Annotated in this window: 26 protein-coding genes; 12 read left to right on the forward strand and 14 right to left on the reverse strand. The window is 70.2% G+C overall.

Annotation, left to right across the window (positions count from 1 at the left end):
* Window positions 1-7: 7 nt before the first annotated feature.
* Together AC07Q9_RS21830 and AC07Q9_RS21835 are read right to left on the reverse strand one after the other, a co-directional pair.
* Window positions 8-1,201: an Acg family FMN-binding oxidoreductase gene (locus AC07Q9_RS21830; RefSeq protein WP_495311769.1), complete on the reverse strand. Its 1,194-nt coding sequence runs from the start codon at window positions 1,199-1,201 to the stop codon at window positions 8-10.
* Between the two features lie 118 nt (window positions 1,202-1,319).
* Window positions 1,320-2,084 carry a helix-turn-helix transcriptional regulator gene (locus tag AC07Q9_RS21835; protein WP_495311770.1) on the reverse strand — a complete coding sequence of 255 codons (765 nt, stop codon included), beginning with the start codon at window positions 2,082-2,084 and terminating at the stop codon, window positions 1,320-1,322.
* 189 nt (window positions 2,085-2,273) lie between these two features.
* Here AC07Q9_RS21835 and AC07Q9_RS21840 point away from each other — a divergent pair, with 189 nt between their 5' ends.
* Window positions 2,274-2,771, forward strand: coding sequence for a nuclear transport factor 2 family protein (locus AC07Q9_RS21840; protein WP_495311771.1), 498 nt, complete (start codon window positions 2,274-2,276; stop codon window positions 2,769-2,771).
* The gene (locus AC07Q9_RS21845; protein ID WP_070063748.1) at window positions 2,768-3,091 is read left to right on the forward strand and encodes a GNAT family N-acetyltransferase; all 324 of its coding nucleotides are present in this window, start codon (window positions 2,768-2,770) and stop codon (window positions 3,089-3,091) included. The genes AC07Q9_RS21840 and AC07Q9_RS21845 overlap by 4 nt, the downstream gene beginning before the upstream one ends.
* 105 nt (window positions 3,092-3,196) lie before the next feature.
* Here the strand turns inward: AC07Q9_RS21845 and AC07Q9_RS21850 are convergent, their stop codons facing one another.
* The gene (locus AC07Q9_RS21850) at window positions 3,197-4,378 is read right to left on the reverse strand and encodes an MFS transporter (RefSeq protein WP_495311772.1); all 1,182 of its coding nucleotides are present in this window, start codon (window positions 4,376-4,378) and stop codon (window positions 3,197-3,199) included.
* Between the two features lie 94 nt (window positions 4,379-4,472).
* Complete coding sequence (locus AC07Q9_RS21855; RefSeq protein ID WP_492683587.1) at window positions 4,473-5,267, reverse strand: UPF0149 family protein; 795 nt, start codon at window positions 5,265-5,267, stop codon at window positions 4,473-4,475.
* 69 nt (window positions 5,268-5,336) lie between these two features.
* Here AC07Q9_RS21855 and AC07Q9_RS21860 point away from each other — a divergent pair, with 69 nt between their 5' ends.
* Together AC07Q9_RS21860 and AC07Q9_RS21865 are read left to right on the forward strand one after the other, a co-directional pair.
* A complete protein-coding gene (locus AC07Q9_RS21860) occupies window positions 5,337-7,037 on the forward strand; it encodes an FMN-binding glutamate synthase family protein (RefSeq protein WP_492683596.1) in 1,701 nt (566 codons plus the stop codon).
* Complete coding sequence (locus tag AC07Q9_RS21865) at window positions 7,034-7,939, forward strand: BUD32 family EKC/KEOPS complex subunit (RefSeq protein WP_495311773.1); 906 nt, start codon at window positions 7,034-7,036, stop codon at window positions 7,937-7,939. Before AC07Q9_RS21860 ends, AC07Q9_RS21865 begins: the two co-directional genes overlap by 4 nt.
* A 16-nt stretch (window positions 7,940-7,955) precedes the next feature.
* Here the strand turns inward: AC07Q9_RS21865 and AC07Q9_RS21870 are convergent, their stop codons facing one another.
* Window positions 7,956-8,381 (reverse strand): PIN domain-containing protein, encoded by a 426-nt coding sequence (locus tag AC07Q9_RS21870; protein ID WP_139702167.1) that lies wholly within the window; start codon window positions 8,379-8,381, stop codon window positions 7,956-7,958.
* Between the two features lie 54 nt (window positions 8,382-8,435).
* Complete coding sequence (locus AC07Q9_RS21875; protein ID WP_495311774.1) at window positions 8,436-9,347, reverse strand: LysR family transcriptional regulator; 912 nt, start codon at window positions 9,345-9,347, stop codon at window positions 8,436-8,438.
* A 121-nt stretch (window positions 9,348-9,468) separates the two neighbouring features.
* On the opposite strand from AC07Q9_RS21875, the gene AC07Q9_RS21880 reads away from it, so the two are divergent.
* Together AC07Q9_RS21880 and AC07Q9_RS21885 are read left to right on the forward strand one after the other, a co-directional pair.
* On the forward strand, window positions 9,469-10,401 hold the full coding sequence (locus AC07Q9_RS21880; protein ID WP_495311775.1) for a DMT family transporter: 933 nt from the start codon (window positions 9,469-9,471) through the stop codon (window positions 10,399-10,401).
* A gap of 14 nt (window positions 10,402-10,415) precedes the next feature.
* The gene (locus AC07Q9_RS21885) at window positions 10,416-10,730 is read left to right on the forward strand and encodes a DMT family transporter (RefSeq protein WP_062480310.1); all 315 of its coding nucleotides are present in this window, start codon (window positions 10,416-10,418) and stop codon (window positions 10,728-10,730) included.
* Here the strand turns inward: AC07Q9_RS21885 and AC07Q9_RS21890 are convergent.
* Window positions 10,727-11,974: a THUMP domain-containing class I SAM-dependent RNA methyltransferase gene (locus AC07Q9_RS21890; protein WP_495311776.1), complete on the reverse strand. Its 1,248-nt coding sequence runs from the start codon at window positions 11,972-11,974 to the stop codon at window positions 10,727-10,729. The genes AC07Q9_RS21885 and AC07Q9_RS21890 overlap by 4 nt on opposite strands.
* 81 nt (window positions 11,975-12,055) lie before the next feature.
* On the opposite strand from AC07Q9_RS21890, the gene AC07Q9_RS21895 reads away from it, so the two are divergent.
* The 5 genes from AC07Q9_RS21895 to AC07Q9_RS21915 all read left to right on the forward strand — a co-directional run bounded on the left by AC07Q9_RS21895 (window position 12,056) and on the right by AC07Q9_RS21915 (window position 16,498).
* A complete protein-coding gene (locus tag AC07Q9_RS21895; protein ID WP_495311777.1) occupies window positions 12,056-13,882 on the forward strand; it encodes a sensor histidine kinase in 1,827 nt (608 codons plus the stop codon).
* Window positions 13,883-13,964: 82 nt separating this feature from the next.
* Window positions 13,965-14,576: a cytochrome b gene (locus AC07Q9_RS21900; protein WP_495302244.1), complete on the forward strand. Its 612-nt coding sequence runs from the start codon at window positions 13,965-13,967 to the stop codon at window positions 14,574-14,576.
* Window positions 14,573-15,157 (forward strand): YceI family protein, encoded by a 585-nt coding sequence (locus AC07Q9_RS21905; RefSeq protein ID WP_495311778.1) that lies wholly within the window; start codon window positions 14,573-14,575, stop codon window positions 15,155-15,157. Before AC07Q9_RS21900 ends, AC07Q9_RS21905 begins: the two co-directional genes overlap by 4 nt.
* Window positions 15,158-15,195: 38 nt before the next feature.
* Entirely contained in the window at window positions 15,196-15,831 is a 636-nt protein-coding gene (locus tag AC07Q9_RS21910) for a YceI family protein (RefSeq protein ID WP_489060380.1), read from the forward strand.
* Between the two features lie 22 nt (window positions 15,832-15,853).
* Window positions 15,854-16,498, forward strand: coding sequence for a LysE family translocator (locus AC07Q9_RS21915; RefSeq protein ID WP_489059956.1), 645 nt, complete (start codon window positions 15,854-15,856; stop codon window positions 16,496-16,498).
* A gap of 4 nt (window positions 16,499-16,502) precedes the next feature.
* On the opposite strand, the gene AC07Q9_RS21920 is transcribed toward AC07Q9_RS21915, so the two are convergent.
* The 7 genes from AC07Q9_RS21920 to argS all read right to left on the reverse strand — a co-directional run bounded on the left by AC07Q9_RS21920 (window position 16,503) and on the right by argS (window position 24,645).
* Window positions 16,503-18,119, reverse strand: a complete 1,617-nt coding sequence (locus AC07Q9_RS21920; RefSeq protein ID WP_495311779.1) for a phospholipase D family protein — start codon at window positions 18,117-18,119, stop codon at window positions 16,503-16,505.
* Between the two features lie 10 nt (window positions 18,120-18,129).
* Window positions 18,130-19,722, reverse strand: coding sequence for an RNA polymerase factor sigma-54 (rpoN, locus tag AC07Q9_RS21925; RefSeq protein WP_489059960.1), 1,593 nt, complete (start codon window positions 19,720-19,722; stop codon window positions 18,130-18,132).
* A 17-nt stretch (window positions 19,723-19,739) separates the two neighbouring features.
* Window positions 19,740-20,534, reverse strand: a complete 795-nt coding sequence (gene lptB / locus AC07Q9_RS21930) for an LPS export ABC transporter ATP-binding protein (protein ID WP_099794768.1) — start codon at window positions 20,532-20,534, stop codon at window positions 19,740-19,742.
* Window positions 20,531-21,250, reverse strand: coding sequence for a lipopolysaccharide transport periplasmic protein LptA (gene lptA / locus AC07Q9_RS21935; RefSeq protein WP_307697036.1), 720 nt, complete (start codon window positions 21,248-21,250; stop codon window positions 20,531-20,533). The genes lptB and lptA overlap by 4 nt, the downstream gene beginning before the upstream one ends.
* A 130-nt stretch (window positions 21,251-21,380) precedes the next feature.
* A complete protein-coding gene (locus AC07Q9_RS21940; protein WP_489059965.1) occupies window positions 21,381-22,025 on the reverse strand; it encodes a thiol:disulfide interchange protein DsbA/DsbL in 645 nt (214 codons plus the stop codon).
* Between the two features lie 152 nt (window positions 22,026-22,177).
* The gene (locus AC07Q9_RS21945) at window positions 22,178-22,945 is read right to left on the reverse strand and encodes an SPOR domain-containing protein (protein WP_159278746.1); all 768 of its coding nucleotides are present in this window, start codon (window positions 22,943-22,945) and stop codon (window positions 22,178-22,180) included.
* A 14-nt stretch (window positions 22,946-22,959) separates the two neighbouring features.
* A complete protein-coding gene (gene argS, locus AC07Q9_RS21950) occupies window positions 22,960-24,645 on the reverse strand; it encodes an arginine--tRNA ligase (RefSeq protein ID WP_495311780.1) in 1,686 nt (561 codons plus the stop codon).
* Between the two features lie 132 nt (window positions 24,646-24,777).
* Here argS and AC07Q9_RS21955 point away from each other — a divergent pair, with 132 nt between their 5' ends.
* Entirely contained in the window at window positions 24,778-25,143 is a 366-nt protein-coding gene (locus AC07Q9_RS21955; RefSeq protein WP_139702177.1) for a hypothetical protein, read from the forward strand.
* The last annotated feature ends 1 nt before the right edge of the window (window position 25,144 follow it).

Below are 25,144 nucleotides of genomic sequence, written 5' to 3' on the forward strand. Positions count from 1 at the left end.
GGGCGCTTCAGGCCTGCATGAAATCGCCGACCGGCCGGCGCGGCGCGGGCGGCACCGGCGCTGTCGGAAAGCCCAGGCGGCACATCATCTGCACGGTCGGGCTGCGCGCATGGCGCGAGGGCGCGGCGCCGATCAGCATGTCGTGCGCCGCCGCGTGGTGCGGCGCCATCTCCGCAAACTCCTCGAGCGGCTGGCTCATCGGCTGCATGCCCAGGCCCAGGTCGGTCGCGCGCAGCTGCTGGCGCACGTAGGCGCGGCCCGCGGCGATCTGCTCGCTGCGGCTGTTGCCGCCGGTGCTGATCCAGACGAAGCCCATCGCCGTGTGGGCCTGGTCCTCGAACATCCGCAGCGTCTGGCGGAACGACAGGCTGTCTTCGGCGGCCGGCACCTCGCGGTCGAAGCGACCCAGCGCGACCGCCATGCGCAGCGCCGGGTCGTTGAGCGAGAAGCCGTCGCGGTGCGCCAGGATTTCCTGCGGCCCGATGCGCAGCAGGCGCAGGTTCTCGCGCGCGGTGTGGGGCGTGACCAGTTCCACGCGCGCCGCCGCCGCGCACAGCTTGCGCAGCGGCAGCACGCGGGCCATGTCGACCGTGCCGGCCGATTGCACGCCCCCGCCCGCCCCCGAAGCCACGGCTGCGGTGAGCCCCTGCAGCATGTCGGCCGACACCGCGCGGCCGGTGTCGAAGCGCTGCTTGGGCGTGCGCCGGCGCAGCACCTGTGCGAACAGCGGATCGGGCGTGCCGCCGCGCGACAGCGTGAGGCGCGCCACCGGCAGGTCGGGCCACTGTTGCGGCGCATCGCCCACCAGCTCGCCCTGTGGCCACAGCCGCACGCGCGCCTGCACGCCCTGCTGGGCCAGCGCCATCACCAGCAGCTCGATGAACGCGCCGTGGCCGATCATCAGCTGGCGGCCGAAGGGGTCGGTGGCGGGCTGCCCGCGGGCGCGGTCGGTGTGCAGCACGATGGCGTCGGGCTCGCGCAGGTCGACCCGCCACGGCTGGCCGTTGTAGGCCGTGGGCGCGGTGACGGCATAGGCGACGGCGCGCTTGCGCACGTCGGGCTCGTCGCCCGGGCCGTTCCAGATCTCGAAGGCGGCGGCCGGCACGTCGGCGTGCAGCCACCAGGTGGCCAGAGCCGTGGCGCCCGCCGCCACCGCGAGGCCGCCGCCCAGCAGGCGCACGAAATTTCTGCGTTCTCTCATGGGCTCGATCGGTTGAAGCATCGGGCGCGTGACACACGGCCTGCCCGTGGCCGATTGCAGCACCGCGCCGCGCGGCGCCACGCGGCCCCCCTGTCGTTTCCGACAGGGGTGGGTCGGCTCAGGGCGTGAGCAGGCCCAGCGCCAGGGCCCGCGCGCAGGTGGCGGTGCGGCCCTGCGTGTCGAGCTTGCGGGCAGCGCCCACGAGGTGGAAGTACACGGTGCGCTCGCTGATGTGCAGGATCTCGGAGATTTCCCAGGTCGACTTGCCGACGGCCACCCAGTGCAGCACCTCGCGCTGGCGCGCGCTCAGCACCGGCACCTTCGCGTCGCCCTGCAGCCGGCGCACGGTCGAATGCAGGCAGGAGGCGAAGTAGTTCATCGGCGCCAAGGTTGCACGCAGTTCGCGCAGGTCGGCGGTGGCGTCGGTGGTCAGGGTCATGAAAGCCCAGTCGATGCCGGGCGTCCACAGCGGCACGGTCAGCCCCGCCTTCAGCCCGTGCTCACCCGCGCTGCGCAGCAGGCCGCGGGCGCGCTGCCCGATGTCGGCGCGCGTGTGGCTCACCTGCCCGAGCCAGCTCCAGGCGGTGGCCGGCATGCCGGCGCGCACATGCTGCACGCGGGCGTCGGCCTGTTCGCCGGCGCTGCTGCGCAGCGACTCGTAGCGGCTGCGGGCCCACTCGGGGGGCAGCTCGTGGAAGAACAGCAGCGCGTCCTGCGCGGGCGCATCGGCACGGGGCGCGGGCACCGGGCGCTTGAGCACGTAGGCCCCGTGGTTGAAACCCATCGCCCGCATCGCGCGGCGGTTGACCTGCGCGACCTCCTCGAGCGTGCGGGCGGCCATGACGGCCTCGACGAACTGCCAGTCGTTGATCACCTCGGCCATGGATGCGTCCCCTTGGGTTGCGTGCGACGGGCGGAGCGACTGTGGTTCTATTTTTTGACCCCGCCAGGGCGCCGGCCCTCCGAGGACCGGCATCGGGGCGCATGTTAATGCGGGACGCCCCGAATCACCCATGCGCTTCCTTGCGCGCCGCATCCCGGCGATGATCTGACACCACCACCGCGAGGCCCCATGACCGCAGCCACCCACGCCCCGACCATCGAGCGCTTCTACAGCGCGTTCTCCAAGCTCGACGCCGCCACCATGGCCGCCTGCTACGCGCCCGACGCGGTGTTCGACGACGAGGCCTTTTCGCTGCGCGGCCGGCGCGAGATCGGCGGCATGTGGCGCATGCTCTGCGAGGCCACCAAGGCCAAGGGCGCCGACGCGTGGCGCCTGAGCTGGCGCGACGTGCAGGCCGATGGCCGCACGGGCAGCGCGCACTGGGACGCGCACTACCGCTTCAGTGCCACCGGCCGGCTGGTCGACAACAGCATCGACGCACGCTTCACCTTCACGCCCGACGGCCTGATCGCCACGCACCGCGACAGCTTTCCGTTCTGGACCTGGTCGCGGCAGGCGCTGGGCACGCCGGGCCTGCTGCTGGGCTGGACGCCGATGCTGCGCAACAAGGTGCGCGCCACCGCCGCCGCCAACCTCGCCACTTTTCTTGCACGCCAACCCTCATGACCACTTCTTCTTCGACCGCCCTCACCTTCACGAACAACGAAGCTCAGCACCGCTACGAAGCCGCGCTCGACGGCAAGCTCGCGGCCTATGCCGAGTACAACCTGCTGACCGACGCGATCATGTTCACGCACACCGAGGTGCTGCCCGAGCATGAAGGCAAGGGCGTGGGCTCGGGCATCGCGAGGCACGTGCTCGACGAGGCGCGCGCCGCCGGGCGGCATGTGATTCCGGTATGCCAGTTCATCGCGGGCTACATCCGCAAGCATCGCGAGTACGCCGACCTGGTGCGCCCGGACATCCAGCGCGCCTTCAAGATCTAGAACCAGGCTCGCCCCCAGGCTGCGCGCACTTCGTGTCGCTTCGCCAACCCCCTACCGGGGGCAACACCAGAGGCCCGGCAAAGCCGGTTCCTCGGTGTTCCACGATCAGGCAGCGGTAGATTTGGGAGCGGGCAGCCACGCGAAGGCGGCGATGCCGATCACCAGCAGCGCGGCAATGACCGCCAGCACGGCGGTCAGCGGATCTCCGCCGTGCGCCGCGGCCACCGAGGCCGCCACGCCCGTGCCCCACTGCATGAACGCGACGCCCAGGAACATCGCCATGGTGAAGACGGCCATCGCGCGGCCCGTGAGCGCGGCCGGGTAGGCCACGCGCACGTCGGCGTACTGCCAGACGATGAAGCCCGAGAGCACGCCGATGAGCACCATGCCCGCGATGTCCAGCCAGGCGGAATGCGCCACGGCGATGAGCGCGAACAGGCCGGCGTAGAGAAGGCCGCAGGCCACGATCCAGCGGCGGCGCGCGGCGCCGTCGCGGTCGAAGCGGCCGAACAGCGGCGAGCCGAACAGCGCGATCACCGACACCACGAGCGCGACGTTGCCGCTTTGCACCAGCGAGTAGCCGTGGCGCTCCATCATCAGCGGGCCCAGCCACAGTCCGCGCAGCGAGATGAAGGCCGCATAGGTCACCGCGCCCAGCACCATGATGCCCAGCGTGTGCGGCATGGCGAACAGCGCGCCGAACTGGCGCACGGCTTCGGGAATCGACTCTTTCTTCTGCGGCACGGCCGATGCGGGCTCGTGCACCCAGCGCCAGATCGCGAGCCAAGCCAGTGCCGATGCCAAGGCGAGCACCAGGAAGCCCGCGCGCCACGAATACGCCTGCACCAGCCACGCGAGCGGCGTGCCGGTGGCCAGCATGCCCAAGCCGCCGATGGCCAGCACCAGGCCCGACACGGTGGCGAAACGCGCCGCCGGGAAGTGCCGCGCGATGAACACGGTGCACACCAGGAAGGCCGGTGCGCAGCCGACGCCGATCAGCGCCTGCCCGGCCACCAGCACGAGGTAGTTCGGCGACACGGCCGACAGCAGCGCGCCCGCGATCGCGACCGGAAAGGCCACCAGCACGGTGCGGCGCACGCCGTGCAGGTCGATGCCGATGCCCATGAAGAGCTGCATCGCGCCGAACGCAAAGTGAAAAGCCCCCGAGAAGATCCCGAGGGCCTGGGCGGAGAGATGAAAGTCCGCTTGCAGCGGGCTGGCCATGATGGCGCCGACGGTGCGGAACGCCTGGCTGAGCGCAACCCCGGCGCAGAGCGCGAGGACCATGACCCATGCCGCCTGCGGCGTCAGGGGTTGCGCGGCAGGGCACTGCGCCGGCGCGAGGGCACTCATGCCGGGACTACCGCGGACAAACGTGTGCTCATGCCCCGTGGCACTTCTTGTACTTCTTTCCACTGCCGCAAGGGCACGGATCGTTGCGGCCGGGTTCGGCTTCCTTGCGGATCGTCTCGACCTTCGGGCCCAGGCTCTTCCAGAGCTGGCGCAGGTCGTACACCGCCCAGATCGCGGCGCCGAAGTCGTCCAGGCGCTGCTGGCTCACGCTGGGCGGGCCGTTCTCGTCGTACATCGACAGCGTGGGCTTGGCGGTGTCGTCCTCGGTCAGCGCGACGAGGTTGTCGAGCGCGTCGTCGAGCATCTGCGCGGCTTCCTTGTCGCGCGGGGCGGCCCAGTCTTCGGGCCAGTTCTCGACCGCGTACATGAAGCCCAGCGCCCAGACCTGGGCGAAGGAGGGAATCTCTTCGGCGGCCATCTCGGCGCGCTCTTCCTCGGGCAGCGAGGCGATGGCGCCGCGGGTGTCGAGCACCTCGGGTTGCCAGCTGCGCTCGTCCTCGAGCGATTCGACGGGGGCGTCGAGGCCCTCCTCGATCTCGCGCCAGCGGCGCTTCCAGTTCCAGACGAACTCCATGTGCTGGGCCGGCACGAAGTGGTCGCCCAGCAGCACGGGCCAGTATTCGGTGGGGTCGATGGGGCGGCGCGTGCAGATCAGCGCGGCCATGAAGCCTTCGCAGAACTCCCACTGGGGAATTTCTTCGTCGTGCTCGCGCATGGCGTCGAGCGCGGTGTCGAGGGCGTCGAAATCGTCGGGGCCCAGGGCTTGCGAGGAGGCGGCCAGGGCGGTGTCAGGGGTATCGGGGGTGTCGGGTGTGGTCGTCATGGCAGCAGTCATGGCAGGTTGGGGGCAGCCCTCTATGATGCAGCAGGCTCCAGCCGACATCTGATGACTATGCCCACGATTATTCCGTTTCCCGCACGCTACAGCGCGTTCGCCCTGTGTGTGCTGGGTCTGGTCGCCTGCCTGGCGCTGGTTCTGGCCTCGCCGCACCTGTGGCTCGCGTGGATCGGCGTGGCCGCTTTCGCGGTGCTCACGGGCACCGGCGTGCACGACCTGCGCCAGGCGCGCCACGCCATCCTGCGCAACTACCCGGTCATCGGGCACCTGCGCTTTCTGCTCGAATTCATCCGCCCCGAGATCCGCCAGTACTTCATCGAGAGCGACGCCGAGGCCGCGCCGTTCTCGCGCGCCCAGCGCTCGCTGGTGTACCAGCGCGCCAAGGGCGAGCCCGACAATCGGCCCTTCGGCACGCAGCTGAACGTGTCGGCCGCGGGCTACGAGTGGATCAACCACTCGATGCAGCCCACCAAGCTGGCGAACCACGATTTCCGCATCGTGATCGGCGGCACGCCGCAGCCGGCCGATGCGAATCCGGCGCAGGTCTGCACGCAGCCGTACAGCGCGAGCGTGTTCAACATCTCGGCGATGAGCTTCGGCGCGCTGTCGGCCAACGCCATCCTCGCGCTCAACCAGGGCGCCCAGATGGGCGGCTTTGCGCACGACACCGGCGAGGGCTCGATCTCGCAGCACCACCGCGTGCACGGCGGCGACCTGATCTGGGAAATCGGTTCGGGCTACTTCGGCTGCCGCAACGACGACGGCACCTTCAACGCCGAACGCTTCACCGCCAACGCGCGCGACCCGCAGGTGAAGATGATCGAGATCAAGCTGAGCCAAGGCGCCAAGCCGGGGCACGGCGGCGTGCTGCCAGCGGCCAAGGTCACGCCCGAGATCGCGGCGGCGCGCGGCGTGCCGGTGGGCGTGGACTGCGTCTCGCCCTCGTCGCACAGCGCGTTCTCCACGCCGACCGAGATGATGCATTTCGTCGCGAAGCTGCGCGAGCTGTCGGGCGGCAAGCCGACCGGCTTCAAGTTCTGCCTGGGCCACCCGTGGGAATGGTTCGGCATCGTCAAGGCGATGCAGGCCACCGGCATCACGCCCGACTTCATCGTGGTCGACGGCGCCGAGGGCGGCACGGGCGCGGCGCCGGTCGAGTTCAGCGACCACGTGGGCGCACCGCTGCAGGAAGGCCTGCTGCTGGTGCACAACACGCTGATCGGCGTGAACCTGCGCCACCGCATCAAGATCGGCTGCGCCGCCAAGGTGATCACCGCCTTCGACGTGGCCCGCATGATGGCGCTGGGCGCCGACTGGTGCAACGCGGCGCGCGGTTTCATGATGGCGCTGGGCTGCATCCAGGCGCAGAGCTGCCACACCGGCCACTGCCCCACCGGCGTGACCACGCAGGACCCGGTGCGCCAGCAGGCGCTGGTGGTGCCGACCAAGGCCGACCGCGTGCGCAACTTCCACCGCAGCACGCTGCATGCGCTGCAGGAGCTGGTGCAGGCCGCGGGCCTGGACCACCCGCAGCAGATCACCGCGCACCACATCGTGCGCCGCATCTCCGACACCGAGGTGCGCCTGCTGAGCAACCTGGTGATGCAGGTGCAGCCCGGCGCGCTGCTCGGGCCGCTGGACAACCAGCACACCGTTTTCCGCACCTACTGGCCGCTGGCCAGTGCACAGAGTTTCCAGCCCGTGACGCAGGGCCCGCACGGGCTGCTGGCGCCGGGCTTCGCCATGGCCGCATGAATCCACTGAGACGAGGAGGCGCCGCGACGCGCCTGCACAGCCAACGGGGCGCCGCATCGGCGCCCGCGCCGCTCGACGACGCCCCGGGCTCGGCGCCCGGCGACTACGCCGAGTTCCTGCGTGTCACCCTGCCCAGGCAGGCCAAGAACGTGGCCAGCCACCGCTTCGGCAGCGAACGCGTCTGGCTCAAGAAGGCCGGCCCGCGCCACGGCAAATGGGGCTATCGCGTGATGGCACTGGCCGCGCGGCTGGCCGGCCTCGACGTGATCAAGCCCGTGCCCAATCCGGGCGGCGAAGCCGCCATCGCCACCGAGGCACGGCGCCTGAAGCAACTGGCCGCCGCAGGTCTGCGCGTGCCGATCGTGCTGGCGCAGCAGGCCGACGGGCTGCTGATTTCCGACCTCGGCGAAAGCGGCCGTGCCACCGTGGTGCTGCAGGAGCGCATCGACCAGGCCGCCGCCGCCGGCCCCGCCGCCCTGCTCGCCGTGTGGCGCGAGGGCCTGGCCGCCATTGCCGCCGTGCACCTGTGCGGCCAGCACCTGAGCCAGGCCTTCGACCGCAACCTCGTGCAGTGCCCCGACGGCGTGATCGGCTACATCGATTTCGAGGACGACCCCTCCGAGGTCATGACCCTGGCCGAATGCCAGGCCCGCGACTGGCTGAGCTACCTGCACTCCACGGCCATGATGCTCGAGGCCGCCGCGCCGCAGGCGGCGGGCCAGCACTGGCACGCGGCGCTGGCGGAGGTGGACGAGGAAGTGCGCGAGCGCATCGCGAACGCGGCGCGGCGCATGAAGTGGGCGCAGAAGCTGCCGGGCAGCCGGCGCTGGGGGCGGGATACGCAGCGCGTGCGGGCCGTCGCGCGCCTGCTGGGGCAGTGGTACGAGCTGAACAAGGCCTGAGACGGACCGGCGTGGCCTAGGCCAGCGCCGAGCGCACCGCCACCCCGCGCAGCGCCAGCCGCTTCTTCATCGACAGCACCGCCTTGTCCTTGCTGAACAGCTGCGCCCCGTGCGCCACGGACAGGTCGATGAACACCTGGTCGTCCGGGTCGCTGCACACGCAGGGCGCGCGCGCCGGCACCTCGGTCACCAGCTGCACGCGCGCATCGAAATCCGCGAGCACCACCGGAATCGTCAGCTCGCGCTGCGCCATGCGCCGAGCGATCAGCGGATAGCCGAGCACACGTTCCAGTTCGCTGCGCATCGCGGGCGTGGCCAGCCAGCGCAGCGCGCCGCGTGCGAGGTCGTCGACCAGCGGCGCCCAGGCCGGGTCTTCGAAGACCAGCAGATCGAGGGCGATGTTGGTGTCGATGACGACGAGGTCGGAGGCAGGCAAGGTCATGGGTGGCGTGAAAACGGTCGAGCGCCGATGTTGCACCATGCGGCGCCCGGGCTTCTAGCGGGCCGCCGGCCGCCCCGAAGGCATCGCCAGCACCTTCGCGTCCGCGACGAGCCGCGCGTAGGCGAAGTCGGTGAAGGCCTTGATCCGCGCCACCTCTTTCAGGTCGGGATGCGTCAGCACCCAGACCTGCGTGTCGAGCGCCTCCCTCGGCGGCTCGACCTGCACCAGCTCGTCTTCCGCGTCGGCCAGCATGCACAGGAGCATGCCCAGGCCCAGGCCGCGCTTCACGAGCTGCGTCATGCCGACGAGGCTGTCGACGCGCGCCGCGATCCGCGCCGGCGGCACCTGTTCACGCAGCCACTTGGCCTGCAGCAGGTGCGACAGGCCTTCGTCGGGCGCGACCCAGTCGTGCGCAGCCAGCGGTGTCGTCGCCGGGTGCTTCGCGAGGTAGGCCTTCGATGCGTACACCGCCGTCTGCAGGCGCCCCGCGCGGCGCCCGACCAGGTGGTCCGGCGGGGCGTTGGTCGGGCGGATCGCCACGTCGGCCTCGCGCTTGGTCAGGCTCAGGAAGAGGTTGTTCATCACCACCTGCAGCTCGATGCCCGGGTGCAGTGCCCGGAAGTCCGCCAGGATCGGCCCGAGCAGCCCGGCCATGAAGGTGTCGGTGCTGGTGATGCGGATGACGCCGGTCAGCCGCAGGTCGAGCCCCATGAGGTGGCGCTGCGCGGCGTCGATCTGCTCGCCCACGCCCTGCAGGCGCTCGCGCAGCGCCTCGCCGGCCAGCGTCATCGCATAGCCGGCGGGCAGGCGGTCGAACAGGCGCACCGCCATGCGCGCCTCGAGCGCGCCCAGGCGCCGCAGCACGGTGGAGTGGTTCACGCCCAGTTGCCGCGCCGCGCCGGAGAGCGAGCCGGCCTGACCGACGGCCAGGAACACGCGAAAGTCGTCCCAGTCTGTGTCCTGCATTTATGCATACCCCGGATGCGATTTTTTCGAATGGCTTTGCAAATGTGCCGATCCTACAGTCGTCCGCAAGGGGCCGCGATTCGCCCGCCCCGCATCCACACCACACGGAGGTCGCCCCCCCATGGACGCGTTTTTCATTCCCGCCTCGCTCGTCGCCGGAGGCCTGCTCGCGGTGCAGGCCGGCGCCAACGCCCAGCTCTCCAAGGCCACGGGCAGCCCTTTCACCGCCACGACCTTGCAGCTGTCGGTCGGCACGCTGGCCCTGCTGGCGGTGGCGCTCGCCACGGGCACGCTGACGGCGCTGGCCGGCCTGCCGGGCGTGCCGTGGTGGCATGTGATCGGTGGCACGGCCAGCGCCTTCTACGTGGTCTCGACCATCCTGCTGTTCCCGCGCCTGGGCGCGGTGGTGGCGGTCGGCCTGTTCATCGCGGGGCAGATGCTGGCCTCGTTCGCGCTCGACACCTTCGGCCTGCTCGGCGTGGCCCCGAAGGCGCTGACGCCGGCCATGGCCGGCGGCACGCTGGCGGTGCTGCTCGGGGCCGGGGCCATCGTCGCCGGGCAGGCCGACAGCCTGCGCCAGGCGCTCGCGGGCAAGGCGGGCTGGATCGTGCTGGCGCTGCTGGCGGGCGCAGTGCTGCCGGTGCAGGGCGTGGTCAACGGCCTGTTGCGGCAGGACCTGGGCGCACCCTTCGCGGTGGGCGCGGTGAGCTTCTTCGTGGCGACGCTGGCGATGGCCCTGGCGCTGCTGCTGGTCACGCTGTTCCGGCGGGCGCCCGCGGCCACTGCACCACAAGGCACCGCGCTGCGCAGCATGCCGTGGTGGGGCTGGCTCGGCGGTTTTGCGGGCGCGGCCTATGTGACGACGGTGTTCACGGCGATCCCGGCCATCGGCGCCGCGGCCGCGGTCGGGCTGACGGTGGCGGGGCAGCAGGTGGCGTCGGTGTTCGTCGACCTCTACGGCTGGTTCCGGCTGCCGCAGCGCCCGGTGTCGGGCCTGCGCATGGCGGGCGTGGCCGTGCTGCTGCTCGGCGTGGCCATCATCAAGCTGCTGTGAAGGGAGCGAACGCCATGGCCTGGTTTCTTCTGCTTGCCGCCGGACTGGTGGAGATCGTGATGGCCCTCGCGCTGAAGGCCGCGGCGGGCTGGGAGCGCCCCGGCGCCGGCGCGCTGGGCCTGGGCGCCGCGCTGGCGAGCATCGTGCTGCTCACCGCCGCGATGAAGACGCTGCCGGTCGGGACGGCCTACGCGATCTGGACCGGCATCGGCGCCATCGGCGTCACGCTGATCGGCATCTTCTTTTTCCAGGAAAGCGCCGCGCCGCTGCGGCTGGTGTGCATCGCGCTGATCTTCCTGGGCATTGCAGGCCTGAAGCTGCAGTCCTAGGCGTCTGGCGGCGCCGCCCGGTTCGAGCCCCGCACCATGTCGAAGCGGAACAGCCGGCATTCGATGGGGCCGTTCCACATCGGCACGCGGCGCGACTCCTTCAGGCGCATCTGCTTGGGCAGCTTCAGGTCGGGCGTGAGCACCCAGGCGGTCCAGCCCGCGTAGTTTTTCTTCCAGTGGGTGGCGAGCTGCGGAAAGAAGTCGCCGCCGTCGCCGCCTTCGCCATCGCCCGGGGTCTGGGCGGCTTCGCGGGCGCCGAAGCGGGCCACGCCGCCGACCTCGATGCGCTCGCCGTACGGCGGGTTGAGCATGATCACGCCGCCCTCGGCCGGCGGCATGCGCTGCAGGGCGTCGCCGCCGCGGAACTCGATGGCGCCGGCCACGCCCGCGCGTTCGGCGTTGCGCTCGGCAAAGTCGACCATGCGGTGCGACACGTCGGAGCCGAAGACGGCGACGTCGCTCGCATGCTGCGCGTTGGCCGCTTCATTCTTGATGGCCGCCCAGACGTGCGCCTGGAACGGCAGCAGCTTCTCGAAGCCGAAGCGCCGCAGCGAGCCCGCCGCGATGCCGCTGGCGATCTGCGCGGCCTCGATGGCGATGGTGCCGCTGCCGCAGCAGGGGTCGTACAGCGGGGCCTTGGCGACCTCACCGGTCTCGGGGTTCCACCAGCCGCTGGCGGCCAGCATGGCGGCGGCCAGGGTTTCCTTCAGCGGGGCGTCGCCCTTGTCCTGGCGCCAGCCGCGCTTGAACAGCGGCTCGCCCGAGGTGTCGATGTACAGCGTGCAGCTGTCGGTGGTCAGGTGCGCAAAGATGCGGCAGTCGGGCCACTGGGTCTCGATGCTCGGGCGCACGCCGTTCGCCTTGGCGCGGAAGCGGTCGGCCACGGCGTCCTTGATGCGCAGGGTGGCGAAGTTCAGGCTCTGCAGCGGGCTGTGCTGGGCCGTGGTCTCGATCTTGAAGGTCTGCTTGGGCGTGAACCAGATCTCCCAGGCCACGCCGTTGGCGATGGCGTACAGGTCGTTCTCGTTGCGGTAGGGCCCGTGGGCCAGTTCGACCAGCACGCGCTGCGCGAGCCGGCTGTGCAGGTTGAGCTTGAGGCCGTCACGCCAGTCGGCGCGCACGCGCACGCCGCCGCGCAGGGTGAGCAGGTCCTGCCCGGCACGGCCGGTCAGGGCATGCACCTCCTGGGCAAGGAATTCCTCGACGCCGGCGGCGCAAGGCAGGAAAAATGAGAGATCGTTCACGGAAAGTCGGCCATCGGGAAGCCCGCTAAGGGCCCCCATTGTCGCCGGGGCTGGGGCCTTCTCTATATAGTCGATTTGCCCATGACGCCCACCCCCGCCCCCGCGGCCCCCCCGGCAGACGCCCGCGACGGCGACCACCGCTTCGCGATCCAGTGCGAAGTGCTGCGGTTGTCGATCCGCCCGCTCGGGCCGGTGCTGCTGGTGCAGTACCTGCTCAACTGCGGCGTGGCAGCGCTCTTCGCCTGGCAGTTCTCGCCGCTGCGCGCGCTGGTCTGGCTGGCGCTGGTCACCGGCGTCACGGTGATGCGCGGCTTCTTTCCCCAGCGCCTGCCCGAGCCCTTCACCCCCGCCACCCTGCGCGCCGCGCAGCGCCAGCACACGCTGCGCACGGCCATCTGGGAGCTGGCGCACGGCCTGGCGGGCGTGCTGCTGTTCAACCCCGAGCGGCCCGACCTGCAACTGCTGCTGGGCCTCATCCTCATGGGCATGACGCTGTCGTCGGCGTTCTCGGTGTCGTTCTACACGCCGGCCACGCAGCTGGCCATCACGCTGCTGCTGGCGCCGGTGATCGTCACGGGCCTGTGGCTCGGGGCGCCGGTGATGATGGCGGTCGCGGTGATCGGCATCGGCCTGACCGCGATGATGTGGAAGCTGGTGGCCGACCATTCGCGCCAGCTCGAGGAGAACATCGGCCTGCGCCTGAACGAGCGCACGCTGCGCGAGCAGGCGCTGGCCGGCCTGCGCGCCTCCGAGCAGGCCCAGGCCGAGCGGCTGCGCTTCTTCTCGGCGGCCAACCACGACCTGCGCCAGCCGGTGATGGCCATCGGGCTGCAGGCCGAGGTGCTGCGCCAGCAGCTGCAGCACGGCACCGACAGCGCGGCGGTGCAGCACACGGTGGCCTCGCTCTCGCGCGCGCAGCAGGCGCTCGAGGGCCTGACCAACCAGCTGCTCGAGATCGGCCGCATCGAGGCCGCGGTCGATCCGCTGCGCCCGGCGGCGGTGGCGCTCGCGCCGCTGCTGAACGAGCTGGCGCGCCAGGCCGGCGAAGGCCGCGTCGCGGTGCGCTGCCCGACCGATGCGGTGGCCTGGACCGATGCCGTGGCGCTGCGCCGCGTGCTCTCCAACCTGCTGGACAACGCCCTCAAGTTCACGCCGCGCGGGCGCGTGCTGCTGGCCGTGCGGGCACGCCGCCGGCCCGGCACGGACACCGGGCGCGCCTGGCGCGTCGAGGTGCGCGACAGCGGCATCGGCATCGCGGCCGAATCGCAGACGCGCGTGTTCGACGACTTCGAGCAGGTCGGCAACGTGGAGCGCAACCTGCAGCACGGCCACGGCCTGGGGCTGGCGATCGTGCGGCGGCTGGCGGGGCAGCTGGGCATCGAGGTCGCGCTGCGCTCGGCGCCGGGCAAGGGCTCGGTCTTCAGCTTCGAGCTGCCGGCGGCCCGCCCCGGTGCGGCGGCCGTGCCGGCGCCTGCGCCCGCGGTGGCGCTGGACGAGCCCGACGCTGTGCTGCGCCCCGGCCTGGCCGTGCTGGTGGTCGAGGACAACATCGTGGTGGCCGACAGCCTCTCGGCGCTGCTGCGGCACTGGCACGTGGCGCCGCGCATCTACGCCAGCGCCGCCGAGGCGCTCGCGCTGGCCGACCTGGACGCACTCGACGCGGCGCTGTGCGACATCCGCCTGCCCGGCGCGTTCAACGGCATCGCGCTGGCCGAGCGGCTGGCGCAGCGCAAGCCCGCGCTGACGATCGCGCTGATCTCGGCCGACATCACCGAAGCCACGCAGCAGCTGGCCGCCGCGCGCGGCTGGCACGCGCTGCGCAAGCCGGTGCAGCCGGACGCGCTGCGGCGCGTGCTGCTGCGAGCCCAGCAGCAGCAGCAGCAGCAACAACCGCCGTCGCCGTCGTAGCGCTCGGCGCGGGCCGGCCCCGCTGCGGTGTCATCGCTTCCGAGCTATGCTCCGCGCACAGGCCGCCGCCGCCCCTGCCCCGATGCCCGTCGAACCCCTTCCCGCTCCTGCCGTTGGCGCCGCCGCCCTGCGCGAGCCCCGCTACGGGCGGGTCGCGATGGCCCTGCATTGGCTGCTCGCGGCGATGATCGTCGGCTCGCTCGGCGTCGGGCTCTACATGACGGGCCTGCCCTTCTCGCCGCAGCGCCTGAAGCTCTACAGCTGGCACAAGTGGGCCGGCATCACCATCCTCCTGCTGTCGGCGCTGCGGTTGCTGTGGCGCCTCACGCACCGCCCGCCGCCGCTGTCGGCGCGGGTGCTGGCGGCCATGCCGGCCTGGCAGCGGGCCGCGCACCGCATCAGCCATGCGCTGATGTACCTGCTGTTCTTCGCGGTCCCGCTGTTCGGCTGGGCCTACAGCTCGGGCATGGGCGTGCCGGTCGTGTGGTTCGGCCTGCTGCCGCTGCCCGACCTGGTGACGGTCGACAAGGACTTCGCCGAAGCCGTGCTCAAGCCGCTGCACCAGCGCAGCGCCTTCCTGCTGGCCGGCGTCACGCTGCTGCACGTGGCGGCGGCGCTCAAGCACCACTGGATCGACCACGACGGTCTGTTGCAACGCATGTGGCCCGCGCCACGCAAGGAATCCGCCGGATGACGACCCGTCTTTTGTGGGGCACCGCCGCCCTCTTCGGCCTCGCGCTGCACGCCGCGGCCGAGCCCATGCCGGCCACCACCGCGAAGCTGGTGCCCGAGAAGAGCCAGATCGCCTTCGTCAGCAAGCAGATGGGCGTGCCGGTGGAAGGCAGCTTCAAGCGCTTCGACGCGCAGGTCGCCTTCGACCCGAAGAAGCCCGAGGGCGGCTCGGTCGTGCTGCAGATCGACACCGCCAGCGCCGGCTTCGGCGTGCCCATGAGCGATGCCGAACTGCCCAAGCCGACCTGGTTCGACACCGCGCATTTCCCGCAGGCCAGCTTCCGCTCCAGCGCCATCAAGGCGCTGGGCGAGGGCCGCTTCGAGATGGCCGGCAAGCTCACCATCAAGGGCGTCAGCAAGTACGTGACGGTGCCCGTGAGCATCGTGTCGTCGGGCGGCGCCTATTCGGTCGCCACGGGCACGCTCACGATCCAGCGGCTCGACTACAAGGTGGGCGACGGCGAATGGACCGACACCTCGGTGGTCGGCAACGAGGTGCAAGTGCGCTTCAAGCTGACGCTCGCGGGCCTCGGGCCGCTGTGACGACGATTTCATTTCCCATGCATCTCTCTTCCCTTGCCATGAACAAGCTCTTCTTCGCCGCGGCCCTGTGCGCGGGCGCGGCCCTGCCCCTGGCCGCCACGGCCCAGGAATACACGGCGCCGCCGCTGGCAGCCAAGCCCGCGGGCGGGCCGGCCAAGAACGCCAGCTACGTGATCGACCCGACCCACACCTTCGTCATGTACGAGATGGGCCACTACGGCACCACCACCAACCGCGGCCGCTTCAGCACCAAGGACGGCTCGGTGCAGATCGACGGCACCGGCGCCAGCGGCAAGGTCGACATCACGATGGACATCAGCTCCATCAACACCGGCGTCGACCTGCTCAACCGCCACGTGCAGAGCAAGGACTTCTTCAACGTGGCCGAATTCCCCACCGGCCGCTTCGTGGCCGAGCGCATCGACTTCAGCGGCGACAAGGTGACCGACGTGCCCGGCACGCTCACGCTCATGGGCCAGACCAAGCCGGTGACGCTGAAGGCCGTGCGCTTCAACTGCTACCTGAACCCGCTCATCAACCGCCAGGTCTGCGGCGGCGACTTCGAGGCCACCGTGCAGCGCAGCGACTGGGGCATCACCTGGGGCCTGAACTTCGGCTTCGAGAACAAGGTGAAGCTGCTGGTGCAGGTCGAAGCCGTGAACGTGCAGCAATGACGACGACGCAAGGAGCCACGCGATGATGGACACCACCCTTTCCCTGCTCGGCATCGCCGGCGCCATGGCCGTCGGCGCGATGAGCCCCGGCCCAAGCTTCGTGATGGTGGCGCGCACCGCCGTGGCCTCGCGCAGCGACGGGCTGGCGGCGGCCCTGGGCATGGGCGCCGGCGGGCTGGCGTTCTCCATCGCGGCGCTGGCCGGGCTGCAGGCTGCGTTCCTCGCGGTGCCGGGCCTGTACCTCGCGATCAAGGCCTTCGGCGGCGCGTACCTGATCTACCTGGGCTTTCGCATCTGGCGCGGCGCGCGCCAGCCGCTCGCGATCACGCCCGACACGGACGCCTCGCCCCGCAGCCAAGGCCGCAGCGGACGCACCTTCCTGCTCGGCCTGGCCACGCAGGTCAGCAACCCCAAGACGGCGGTGGTGTACGCGAGCATCTTCGCGGCCTTCCTGCCGCGCGAGGTGCCACTGGTGCTGGCGCTCGCGGTGCCGGCCGTGATCTTCTGCATCGAGACGGGCTGGTACGCGATCGTCGCGCTGGCGCTGTCCTCGGCCGCGCCGCGCGCGGCCTACCTGCGCTACAAGACCTGGATCGACCGCGCCGCCGGCGGCGTGATGGGCCTGCTGGGCCTGCGGCTGGTGTGGTCGGCGGTGCGCGGCACCTGAGCCGCTACAGCAGGCTCTCGGGCGTGAGCGGCGCCAGCAGCTCGAGCATCGTGCGGTCCCAGAAGCCCGAGTCGGGTTCTTCGTGCAGCACGGTGGTCTTGCCACCTTCCTCGCTGACCCACTCGATGCGCCGCGAGCCGCTGGCTCCCGCATCGGCGCCTTCGGCAAAGCGCAGCCGGTAGGCGCCCTGCTGCTTGAGCACGTCGAGCAGCTTCAGGGTCTGCTGCGCCATCTCGGGGCTGCGGATGAACAGGCCGATCTCGGTGTTGTGGATCTCGGAGCGCGGATCGAAATTCATCGAGCCGACGAACAGGATGCGCTGGTCGATCACCGCCGACTTGGCGTGCAGCCGCCCCACCGACGTGCCGAACAAACCGAGCCGCACGCTGCGCCGCGTGCGCGCGGAACTCAGCTCGTGCAGCTCGGCGCCCAGCGCCAGCATGTCGGCGCGGTAGCGGCGGTAGGCGGTGTGGACCAGCGGCTCGTCGGTGGCGGCGAGCGAGTTGGTGACCACGCTGATCTTCACGTTGCGCCCGCGGATCTCGCGCATCACCTCCAGCCCCGACGCGCCCGGGATCAGGTAGGGCGAGACCAGCGTCACCTCGCTGCGCGCGCGGCGCATCTGCTCGACCACGTTGTAGCGCACGCTGTCGACGTCGAGCAGCGGCACGCCGCCGTACGACGCGGTCTTGCCGATCACGCGGTCGGGCGAATCGGCATACGCCTCGGCGGTGGTCCAGATCAGGCCGAGCTTGCCGGCGTCGAGGTCGTCGGCCACCGGGCTGTAGCCGAGCAGGTCGTTGGGCGCAGGTTTGGGCGGCGGCGGCGTGGTGTCGGGGCCGGTGGCGGCGTCGAAGCGGCGCTGCAGTTCTTCGCGCGGCAGGTCGGTGTGCACGACCGCGCCGATCGGGCGCACGTGCGGGCTGTTCCAGTACTGGTCGAACAGCACGCCCAGGCGCGGGATCAGCGCGCCCGTGACGAAGGTGTCGAGGTCGATGAAGTTCGGGCCGGTGGTGCGGCGGAAGTACTGGTTGCCGATGTTGCGCCCGCCCGCCACCGCCATCGCGCCGTCGGCGATGAAGAGCTTGTTGTGCATGCGGCGGTTGACGCGGCTGAAGTCGAACAGCGACGCGGTGAAGCGCTTGAGCAGGCTGCCGCGCCCGGCCGGGAACGGGTTGAACAGGCGCAGCTCGACGTTCGGCGTGGCGGCCAGGCCGAGCAGCAGCTCGTCTTCGCCCGAGGTGTACAGGTCGTCCATCAACAGGCGCACGCGCACGCCGCGCTGGGCGGCATCGCGCAGGGTGCGCAGCAGGTAGCGGCCGGTCTCGTCGTTCTCGATCTGGTAGTACTGCACGTCGAGCGTGCGCTGCGCGCGGCGCGCCAGCTGCAGCCGCGTGTCGAAGGCGAAGTCGCCGCCGGGCATCAGGCGAAAGCCGCTGAGGTCGGGGTCGGGCTGCGAGGCCAGCGCGATCTTGCCGAGCGCGGTGTCGGCCGAGACGGCGATGGCCTTGGTGGGCGGGCGCGGGGCCTCGTCGGGCAGCGTGGCGCAGCCGGCAAACAGCAGCGCCGCCGCGATGACGACCACCCCATGCCCACAGCGCGACAGCAGGCGGCTCGTCATCGTCGGTCTTCTACAGGGCCTTGCGCAGGTTGGCCGGCGCGATGCGCAGCGCTTCGCGGTACTTGGCGACGGTGCGGCGCGCGCACTCGATGCCCTGCTCTTTCAGCATCTCGGAGATCTGGCTGTCGGACAGCGGCTTCTTGATGCTCTCGGAACTCACGAACTGCTTGATGAGCGCGCGCACCGCAGTGCTCGACGCGTTGCCGCCGGTCTCGGTGCCCAGCGCCGAACCGAAGAAGTACTTGAGCTCGACCGTGCCGAAGGGCGTCGACATGTACTTGGCGGTGGTCACGCGCGAGATGGTCGATTCGTGCAGGCCGAGTTCGTCGGCGATCTCGCGCAGCACCAGCGGGCGCATGGCCAGCTCGCCGTGCACGAAGTAGCTCTTCTGCCGCTCGACGATGGCGTTGCTCACGCGCAGGATGGTGTCGAAGCGCTGCTGGATGTTCTTGATGAACCAGCGCGCCTCCTGCAGCCGCTGCGACAGCGCCTGGCTGCCCTCGCCCTTGTGCGACTTGAGCGCACCGGCGTAGATGTCGTGCACGCGCAGGCGCGGCATGACCTCGGGGTTCAGCATGACGCGGAACTTGATGTTGGTGCCGCGGCCGGTCTTCGTGACGATCACGTCGGGAATGACGATGTTGCGCTCGACGTCCACGAAGCGGCGGCCCGGCTTGGGCTCCAGGCGCGCAATGATCTGCAGCGCCGAACGCACCAGCTCTTCGTTCGTGCGCGTGAGCGTGGCCAGGCGCTTGAAGTCGCGCCGCGCGAGCAGCTCCATCGGCTGCTTGCAGATCGCGATGGCGGTCTTGCGGATGAGCGCTTCGGCCTCGGTCTCGTCTTCGCTGGCGAGCGCCTTCAGCTGGATGCTCAGGCATTCGCCGAGGTCGCGCGCGCCGACACCGGCGGGCTCCAGGCTCTGCAGCAGGCCCAGCGCCACCTGGAAGTGGTGCACGAGGTCGTCGAACTGGTCGTTGTCGTCGCCCGCCAGGCCCGAGGCCAGCGCGGGCAGCGAGTCTTCGAGGTAGCCGTCGTCGTTGAGCGATTCGATCAAAAAGCGCAGCGCGGCGCAATCGTTCTCGTTCAGCCGCAGGCTCAACGCCTGGCGGTGCAGGAAGGACTGCAGCGACTCCTGGCTGCGCGCGAGTTCGGTGGCGTCGGCACGTTCGTCGTCGCCCAGGTTGTTCTGGCGTGCGGGTGCATCGCTGCCCCACTCGCTGTCGTCGGGTGCCATCTCGACGGTGCCGTCGCCTTCCCAGTCGGGCTCGCGCTCGGTGATCTCGGCGGCGGGGCCGTCGGAGTCGGGCGTGGACGTGGTTTCGCTGGCGGTGGTCGTCGCGCTGCTGGTCGGCGCCGGGGCGAAATCGCCTTCGCCGGTTTCACCCCCATCGTCGCGCGGCACGGGCGTGTCGACAGCATCGAGCCCGAACTCCTCGCGCGCCGCTTCTTCCGCGGTGCGTTCGAGGAACGGGTTCTCATCCAGCATCTGCTCCACCTCCTGGCTCAGTTCGAGCGTGGAGAGCTGAAGCAGGCGAATGGACTGCTGCAGCTGTGGCGTCAGCGCCAGATGCTGCGAGACGCGAAGGGACAGCCCTTGCTTCATGGAGACCCGCCCCTCCCTTACATGCGGAAGTGCTCGCCCAGGTACACCCTGCGTACCTCGGCGTTGTCGACGATCTCCGAGGGTGTGCCTTGTGCCAGCACGTGCCCGTCGCTGATGATGAACGCGTGATCGCAGATGCCCAGCGTTTCACGCACGTTGTGGTCGGTGATGAGCACGCCGATGCCGCGCTCTTTCAGGAAGCTGATGATCCGCTGGATCTCGATCACCGCGATCGGGTCGATGCCGGCGAAGGGCTCGTCCAGCAGGATGAAGCGCGGCTGGGTGGCCAGCGCGCGCGCGATTTCGACGCGACGGCGCTCGCCGCCCGACAGTGCGAGCGCAGGCGAATCGCGCAGGTGGTCGACGCGCAGGTCGGCCAGCAGGTCGGTCAGGCGCTCGTCGATGTGCTGCTTCGACAGCGCCACCAGACGACCATTGGCGTCGGGCTCGCGCTGCAGCTCGAGCACGGCACGCACGTTTTCCTCGACCGTGAGCTTGCGGAAGATCGACGCTTCCTGCGGCAGGTAGCTCAGGCCCATGCGCGCGCGGCGGTGGATCGGCATGTGGGCGATGGGCTCGCCGTCGATGGTGATCTCGCCGGCGTCGGCGCGTACCAGCCCGACGATCATGTAGAACGAGGTGGTCTTGCCCGCGCCGTTGGGGCCGAGCAGTCCGACGACTTCGCCCTTCTGCACATCGAGCGAGACGTCTTTGACGACCGTGCGGCTGCCGTAGCTCTTCTTGAGGCCGCGCGCCACGAGGCGGCTGCCCGGGACGCCGTCGGCGGGCGGGGTTCCTGCGGTTTCGATCACTTGCGCCCTTCCCCTTCGGTGCCGCCCAGCGTGGTGCTGGGGCGCAGCCCGGCGCCGGGCGCGGGGGTAGGCGCCGGGGCCGCGGGCTTCTTGCCGCCCGCTGCCGGTGCGGCGCCCCCTGCCGCCGGGGCCGGCGTGGCCTTCGGCGTGAGGATGGCCTTCACGCGGCCACCGCCGCCCGCCGAGACGCCGGCGTTCGGCGGCACGAGGGAGCCGTTGACGGTGTAGGTGTCGTTGCTCTGGTCGTAGACGATCAGCGCGCCGCTGCTCTCGTCGTTGGCCGTGGCACCGATCAGCCGGCGCATGACGGCGCGGCGGATGAACTTGACGTTGTCGGCGCGGCTGTCGTACTCGATGACTTCCGACTCGCCCTCGATCCACTCGTCGCCGGCGTTGCGCTTCTGCTTGTAATAGGCCAGCTTGCCGGGCGCCGCCGTGACCACGCCGTACTGGTAGCCCTCGGCGTCCTGGCGCACGTCCAGCCGCGCACCGCGGATGATGATCGTGCCCTTCGTGACCAGCACGTTGCCGGTGAACACGCTGGTCTGTTTCAGGTCGTCGTAGCGCATCGAGTCGGACTCGATGTTCATCGGCTTGGTGCGGTCGGCGGTTTCAGCCAGGGCGCCGGAGGCGGCTCCGGCCAGCAACAGCGCGCCGAAGGCCAGGCGGCCGAGGCGACGAAGGGTGGGGAATGTGGGGATGGAGGGCAATGTCATAAAGGCACGAAACTTGCTCTGAAACATTGTATGCGTGGGACGGTGATTGACCACCGCCGCCAATGAAAAAGCCCGCCGAAGCGGGCCTTGCATTCGACCCAAAAACCAGGTCGACAGGTCGCCGGGTCGGTCAGCCCTTCTTGGCTTCGCCGATCAGGAAAGTCGCAACCTGCAGCACCTTGGCCATGCTGCCGGCGGTTTCGCCGTCGACATACCAGCGGCCTGCCACGGCCAGGGCCGGCACGCCGGCGACCTTGTAGGCCTCGGTCTGCTGCGACGCGCGACGGGCCTTGCTGGCCACGCCGAAGGACGCAAATGTTTCCTTGAACTTGGCGCCGTCGAGGCCGGCACGCTCGGCCCAGGCCTGGATGTTGGCTTCGCCGTTCAGGTTCTGACGCTGCGCGTGGATCGCGGCGAACACCTTCGGGTGGTATTCCTCCAGCTTGCCCATGGCTTCGAGCGTGAAGTACAGGCGCTGCTTGGCTTCGACGTCGTTGCCCACGAAAGGCACCGGGATGCGGCGGAACGCCACTTCCTTCGGGGCTGCCTTGACCCAGGCTTCGAGCGAGGGTTCGAAGTCGTTGCAATGCGGGCAGTTGTACGAGAAGAACTCGACCACCTCGACCTTGCCGGCGGATGCATCGACGGGCACGCGCTTGTCGAGCACGAGGAAATCGGTGCCGGCCTTGGGGGCGCGCTGGGCGTGTGCCGGAACGGCAGCCAGCGAAAGCAGCCCGATCGAAGTGGCGGCCAGCGAAAAGTCACGACGTTTCATGGAAAAGGTTCTCCTGTGGGTACCGCAGTACAGAGCCGGCGCGCCGCCGGGAGTTCCCCGTGGGCGGCGCGACCGAGGCGCTGGAATTGACAAACGAGTGCGGCAGATGCCGCGCGGGCGAGAGCTTAAAGGCTGTTCAAGAAAAGCGTCGGTCAGCGCTGCACGCGCACCAACGCCGATTCGAGACCGCCGCCGTCGAGCCGTTCCTTGAGCCGGTCGGCGTCGTCCTTCTTGTTGAACGGGCCGGCGCGCACGCGGTAGACCGTGCGACCGGCCTGCTCGCGCTCGGTGACCTTGGCCTCGACGCCCATCAGCGACAGCTTGGCGCGTTGCGCCTCGGCGTCGTCGGTGGTGCGGAAGGCGCCGGCCTGCACGAAGTACATGAAGGGATCGGCACCCGACGGCGACGGTGCGGCGGCCGTGTGGCTTGGCGCAGCGGACGCGGTGGTCGTGCTGCCGCCTGCGCGGGCCCGGGCGAGGTCGCCCAGCGGATCGTTCGACGGCGGCAGCGCGTTGGCTTCGGCCGGCACCGGTGCGGGACGCGCCGGCTTGGGCGCCACCACCACGGGGGCGGGGGCAGTGACCGGCGGGGTGACGGTGGTGGGCGCCGTGCCCGGTGCCGCGGTGACGGGGGCGCCGGTGATCGGGTTCACCGGACCGGTGGCCGTGGCGGCCGGTGGCGTGGCCGCCGGCTTGGGCGCGCCGGCCTTGCCGGCCAGCGGTGCGTTCGGGTCCCAGTCGCGGTTCTTGCGGGCTTCGGCTTCGTCCTGCTCGGCACCGCCGCGTTGCGTCTTGTTGACGAACGGGATCGGCACCTTGGTGACGTAGACCGCGATGCCCAGGGCGACGCCCAGACCGAGCACCAGGCCGATGATCAGCCCGATGACGATGTTGCCGCGTTGTCTGCTTGTCTTCTTCATGTTCAGAGGGTGATTCACATCTTGTTCGGCGCACTGACGCCGAGGATCGCGAGGCCATTGTGCAGCACCTGCGCGGCCGCTGCGACGAGTGCGAGACGCGCCAGCTTGACCGGCTCTTCGTCCACCAGGATGCGCTCGGCATCGTAGTAGCTGTGGTAGCTGGCCGCGAGTTCCCGCAGGTAGAAAGTCACGTCGTGCGGGGCGAAATCCTTCGCCGCCGCCGTCAGCATGGCCGGGTACTTGGCCAGCAGCAGCATCAGCGCCTGGGCCGCCGGGCTGTCCAGCGGCGACAGGTCGACCGCCTTGAGCGCCGCCACGTCGCCGCCCCAGGCCGCGAGCACCGAGCAGATGCGCGCGTGGGCGTACTGCACGTAGTACACGGGGTTGTCGTTGTTCTTGGTGACCGCCAGGTCGACGTCGAAGGTGTATTCGGTGTCGGGCTTGCGGCTGAGCAGGAAGAAGCGCACGGCATCGGTGCTGGTCCACTCGATCAGGTCGCGCAGCGTGACGTAGCTGCCGGCGCGCTTGCTGATCTTGACCTCTTCGCCGCCCTTCATGACGCGCACCATGGTGTGCAGCACGTAGTCGGGGTAGCCCTCGGGAATGCCTTCGCCCGCGGCCTGCAGGCCGGCGCGCACGCGCGCGATGGTGCCGTGGTGGTCGGTGCCCTGGATGTTCACGACCTTGTGGAAACCGCGCTCCCATTTGGCGATGTGGTACGCGACGTCGGGCACGAAGTACGTGTACGTGCCGTCCTGCTTCTTCATCACGCGGTCTTTGTCGTCGCCGTAGTCGGTCGACTTCAGCCACAGCGCGCCGTCTTGTTCGTAGGTCTTGCCGGCGGCCACGAGCTTGGCCACGGCCGCCTCGACGCGGCCGCTGGTGTAGAGGCTGGACTCGAGGTAGTAGTTGTCGAAGCGCACGCGGAAGGCCTGCAGATCGAGGTCCTGCTCGCGGCGCAGGTAGGCCACGGCGAATTCGCGGATGCTGTCCAGGTCGTCGATGTCGCCGCTGGCGGTGTACTCGCGGTCGTCCGACTTGACGGTCTTCTTCGCCTTGAAGTCCTCGGCGATGTCGGCGATGTAGTCGCCGTTGTAGGCCGGGGCCTTTTCGCCGCTGGGCCACTCGGGGTCGCCGGGCTTGAAGCCCTTGGCGCGCAGCTGCGTGCTGTGGGCCAGCGTCTGGATCTGCACGCCGGCGTCGTTGTAATAGAACTCGCGCCACACGCTCTGGCCCTGCGAGGCCTGCAGGTTGCAGATGGCGTCGCCCAGCGCGGCCTGGCGGCCGTGGCCGACGTGCAGCGGACCGGTCGGGTTGGCCGACACGAACTCGACCAGCACCTTTTCGCCGGTGGCGGGCTGGCGGCCGAAGGTTTCGCCCGCGGCCAGCACCTCGCGCACGATCTGCTGCTTGGCGGCGGCCTTCAGGCGGATGTTGAGGAAGCCGGGGCCGGCGATCTCGATCGCCTCGACCCATTGGCCGAAAGCGGGGGTGGCGAGCAGCGCAGCGCTCAGTTCCTCGGCCAGTTCGCGGGGCTTGCGCCCCAGCGGCTTGGCGAGCTGCATGGCAGCGGTGCTGGCGAAATCGCCGTGCGCCGCCACCTTGGGCGACTCGAACGCGGCTTTGGCGCCGGCGCCGGGAGAGAGGGTTTCGAGCGTGTTCGCGAGCGCCGCGAGCAGCTCCTGTTTGACCAATAGCATCTGTGAATTTTACCGGGGGCAAACCCGGACCCAGTTAACGATCGTCATCCGATGGGCGATGTCGCCCGTTAGGATGGTCGGCCCCGAGGCGGGGCGTCTGTCACAACCCAACCTTGCAAGGACATATCCACCATGAAGAAGCTCCTTTCCCTGGTCGCCTCCACCGTCGCGCTCGGCGCCTGCCTGTCGTTCAGCGCCTACGCGCAGGACAAGGCACCCGCACCGGTCGTGGCTCCTGCCGCCGCCGCCGCACCTGCGGCAGCCCCTGCCGCCGCGGCCGCACCCGCCGGTGGCGCCAGCTGCGATGCCAAGGCCATCGACAAGAACGGCAAGCCCCTGGCCGGCGCCGCCAAGAACAGCTTCATGAAGAAGTGCAACAAGGCCGCCGCCGGACCCGCCTGCGCCGCCAAGGCCCTCGACAAGAACGGCAAGGCCCTGGCCGGTGCCGCCAAGAACAGCTTCATGAAGAAGTGCGAAGCCGACGCGGCCAAGGCCTGAT

This window comes from Variovorax sp. GW821-FHT09A10, assembly GCF_059418385.1.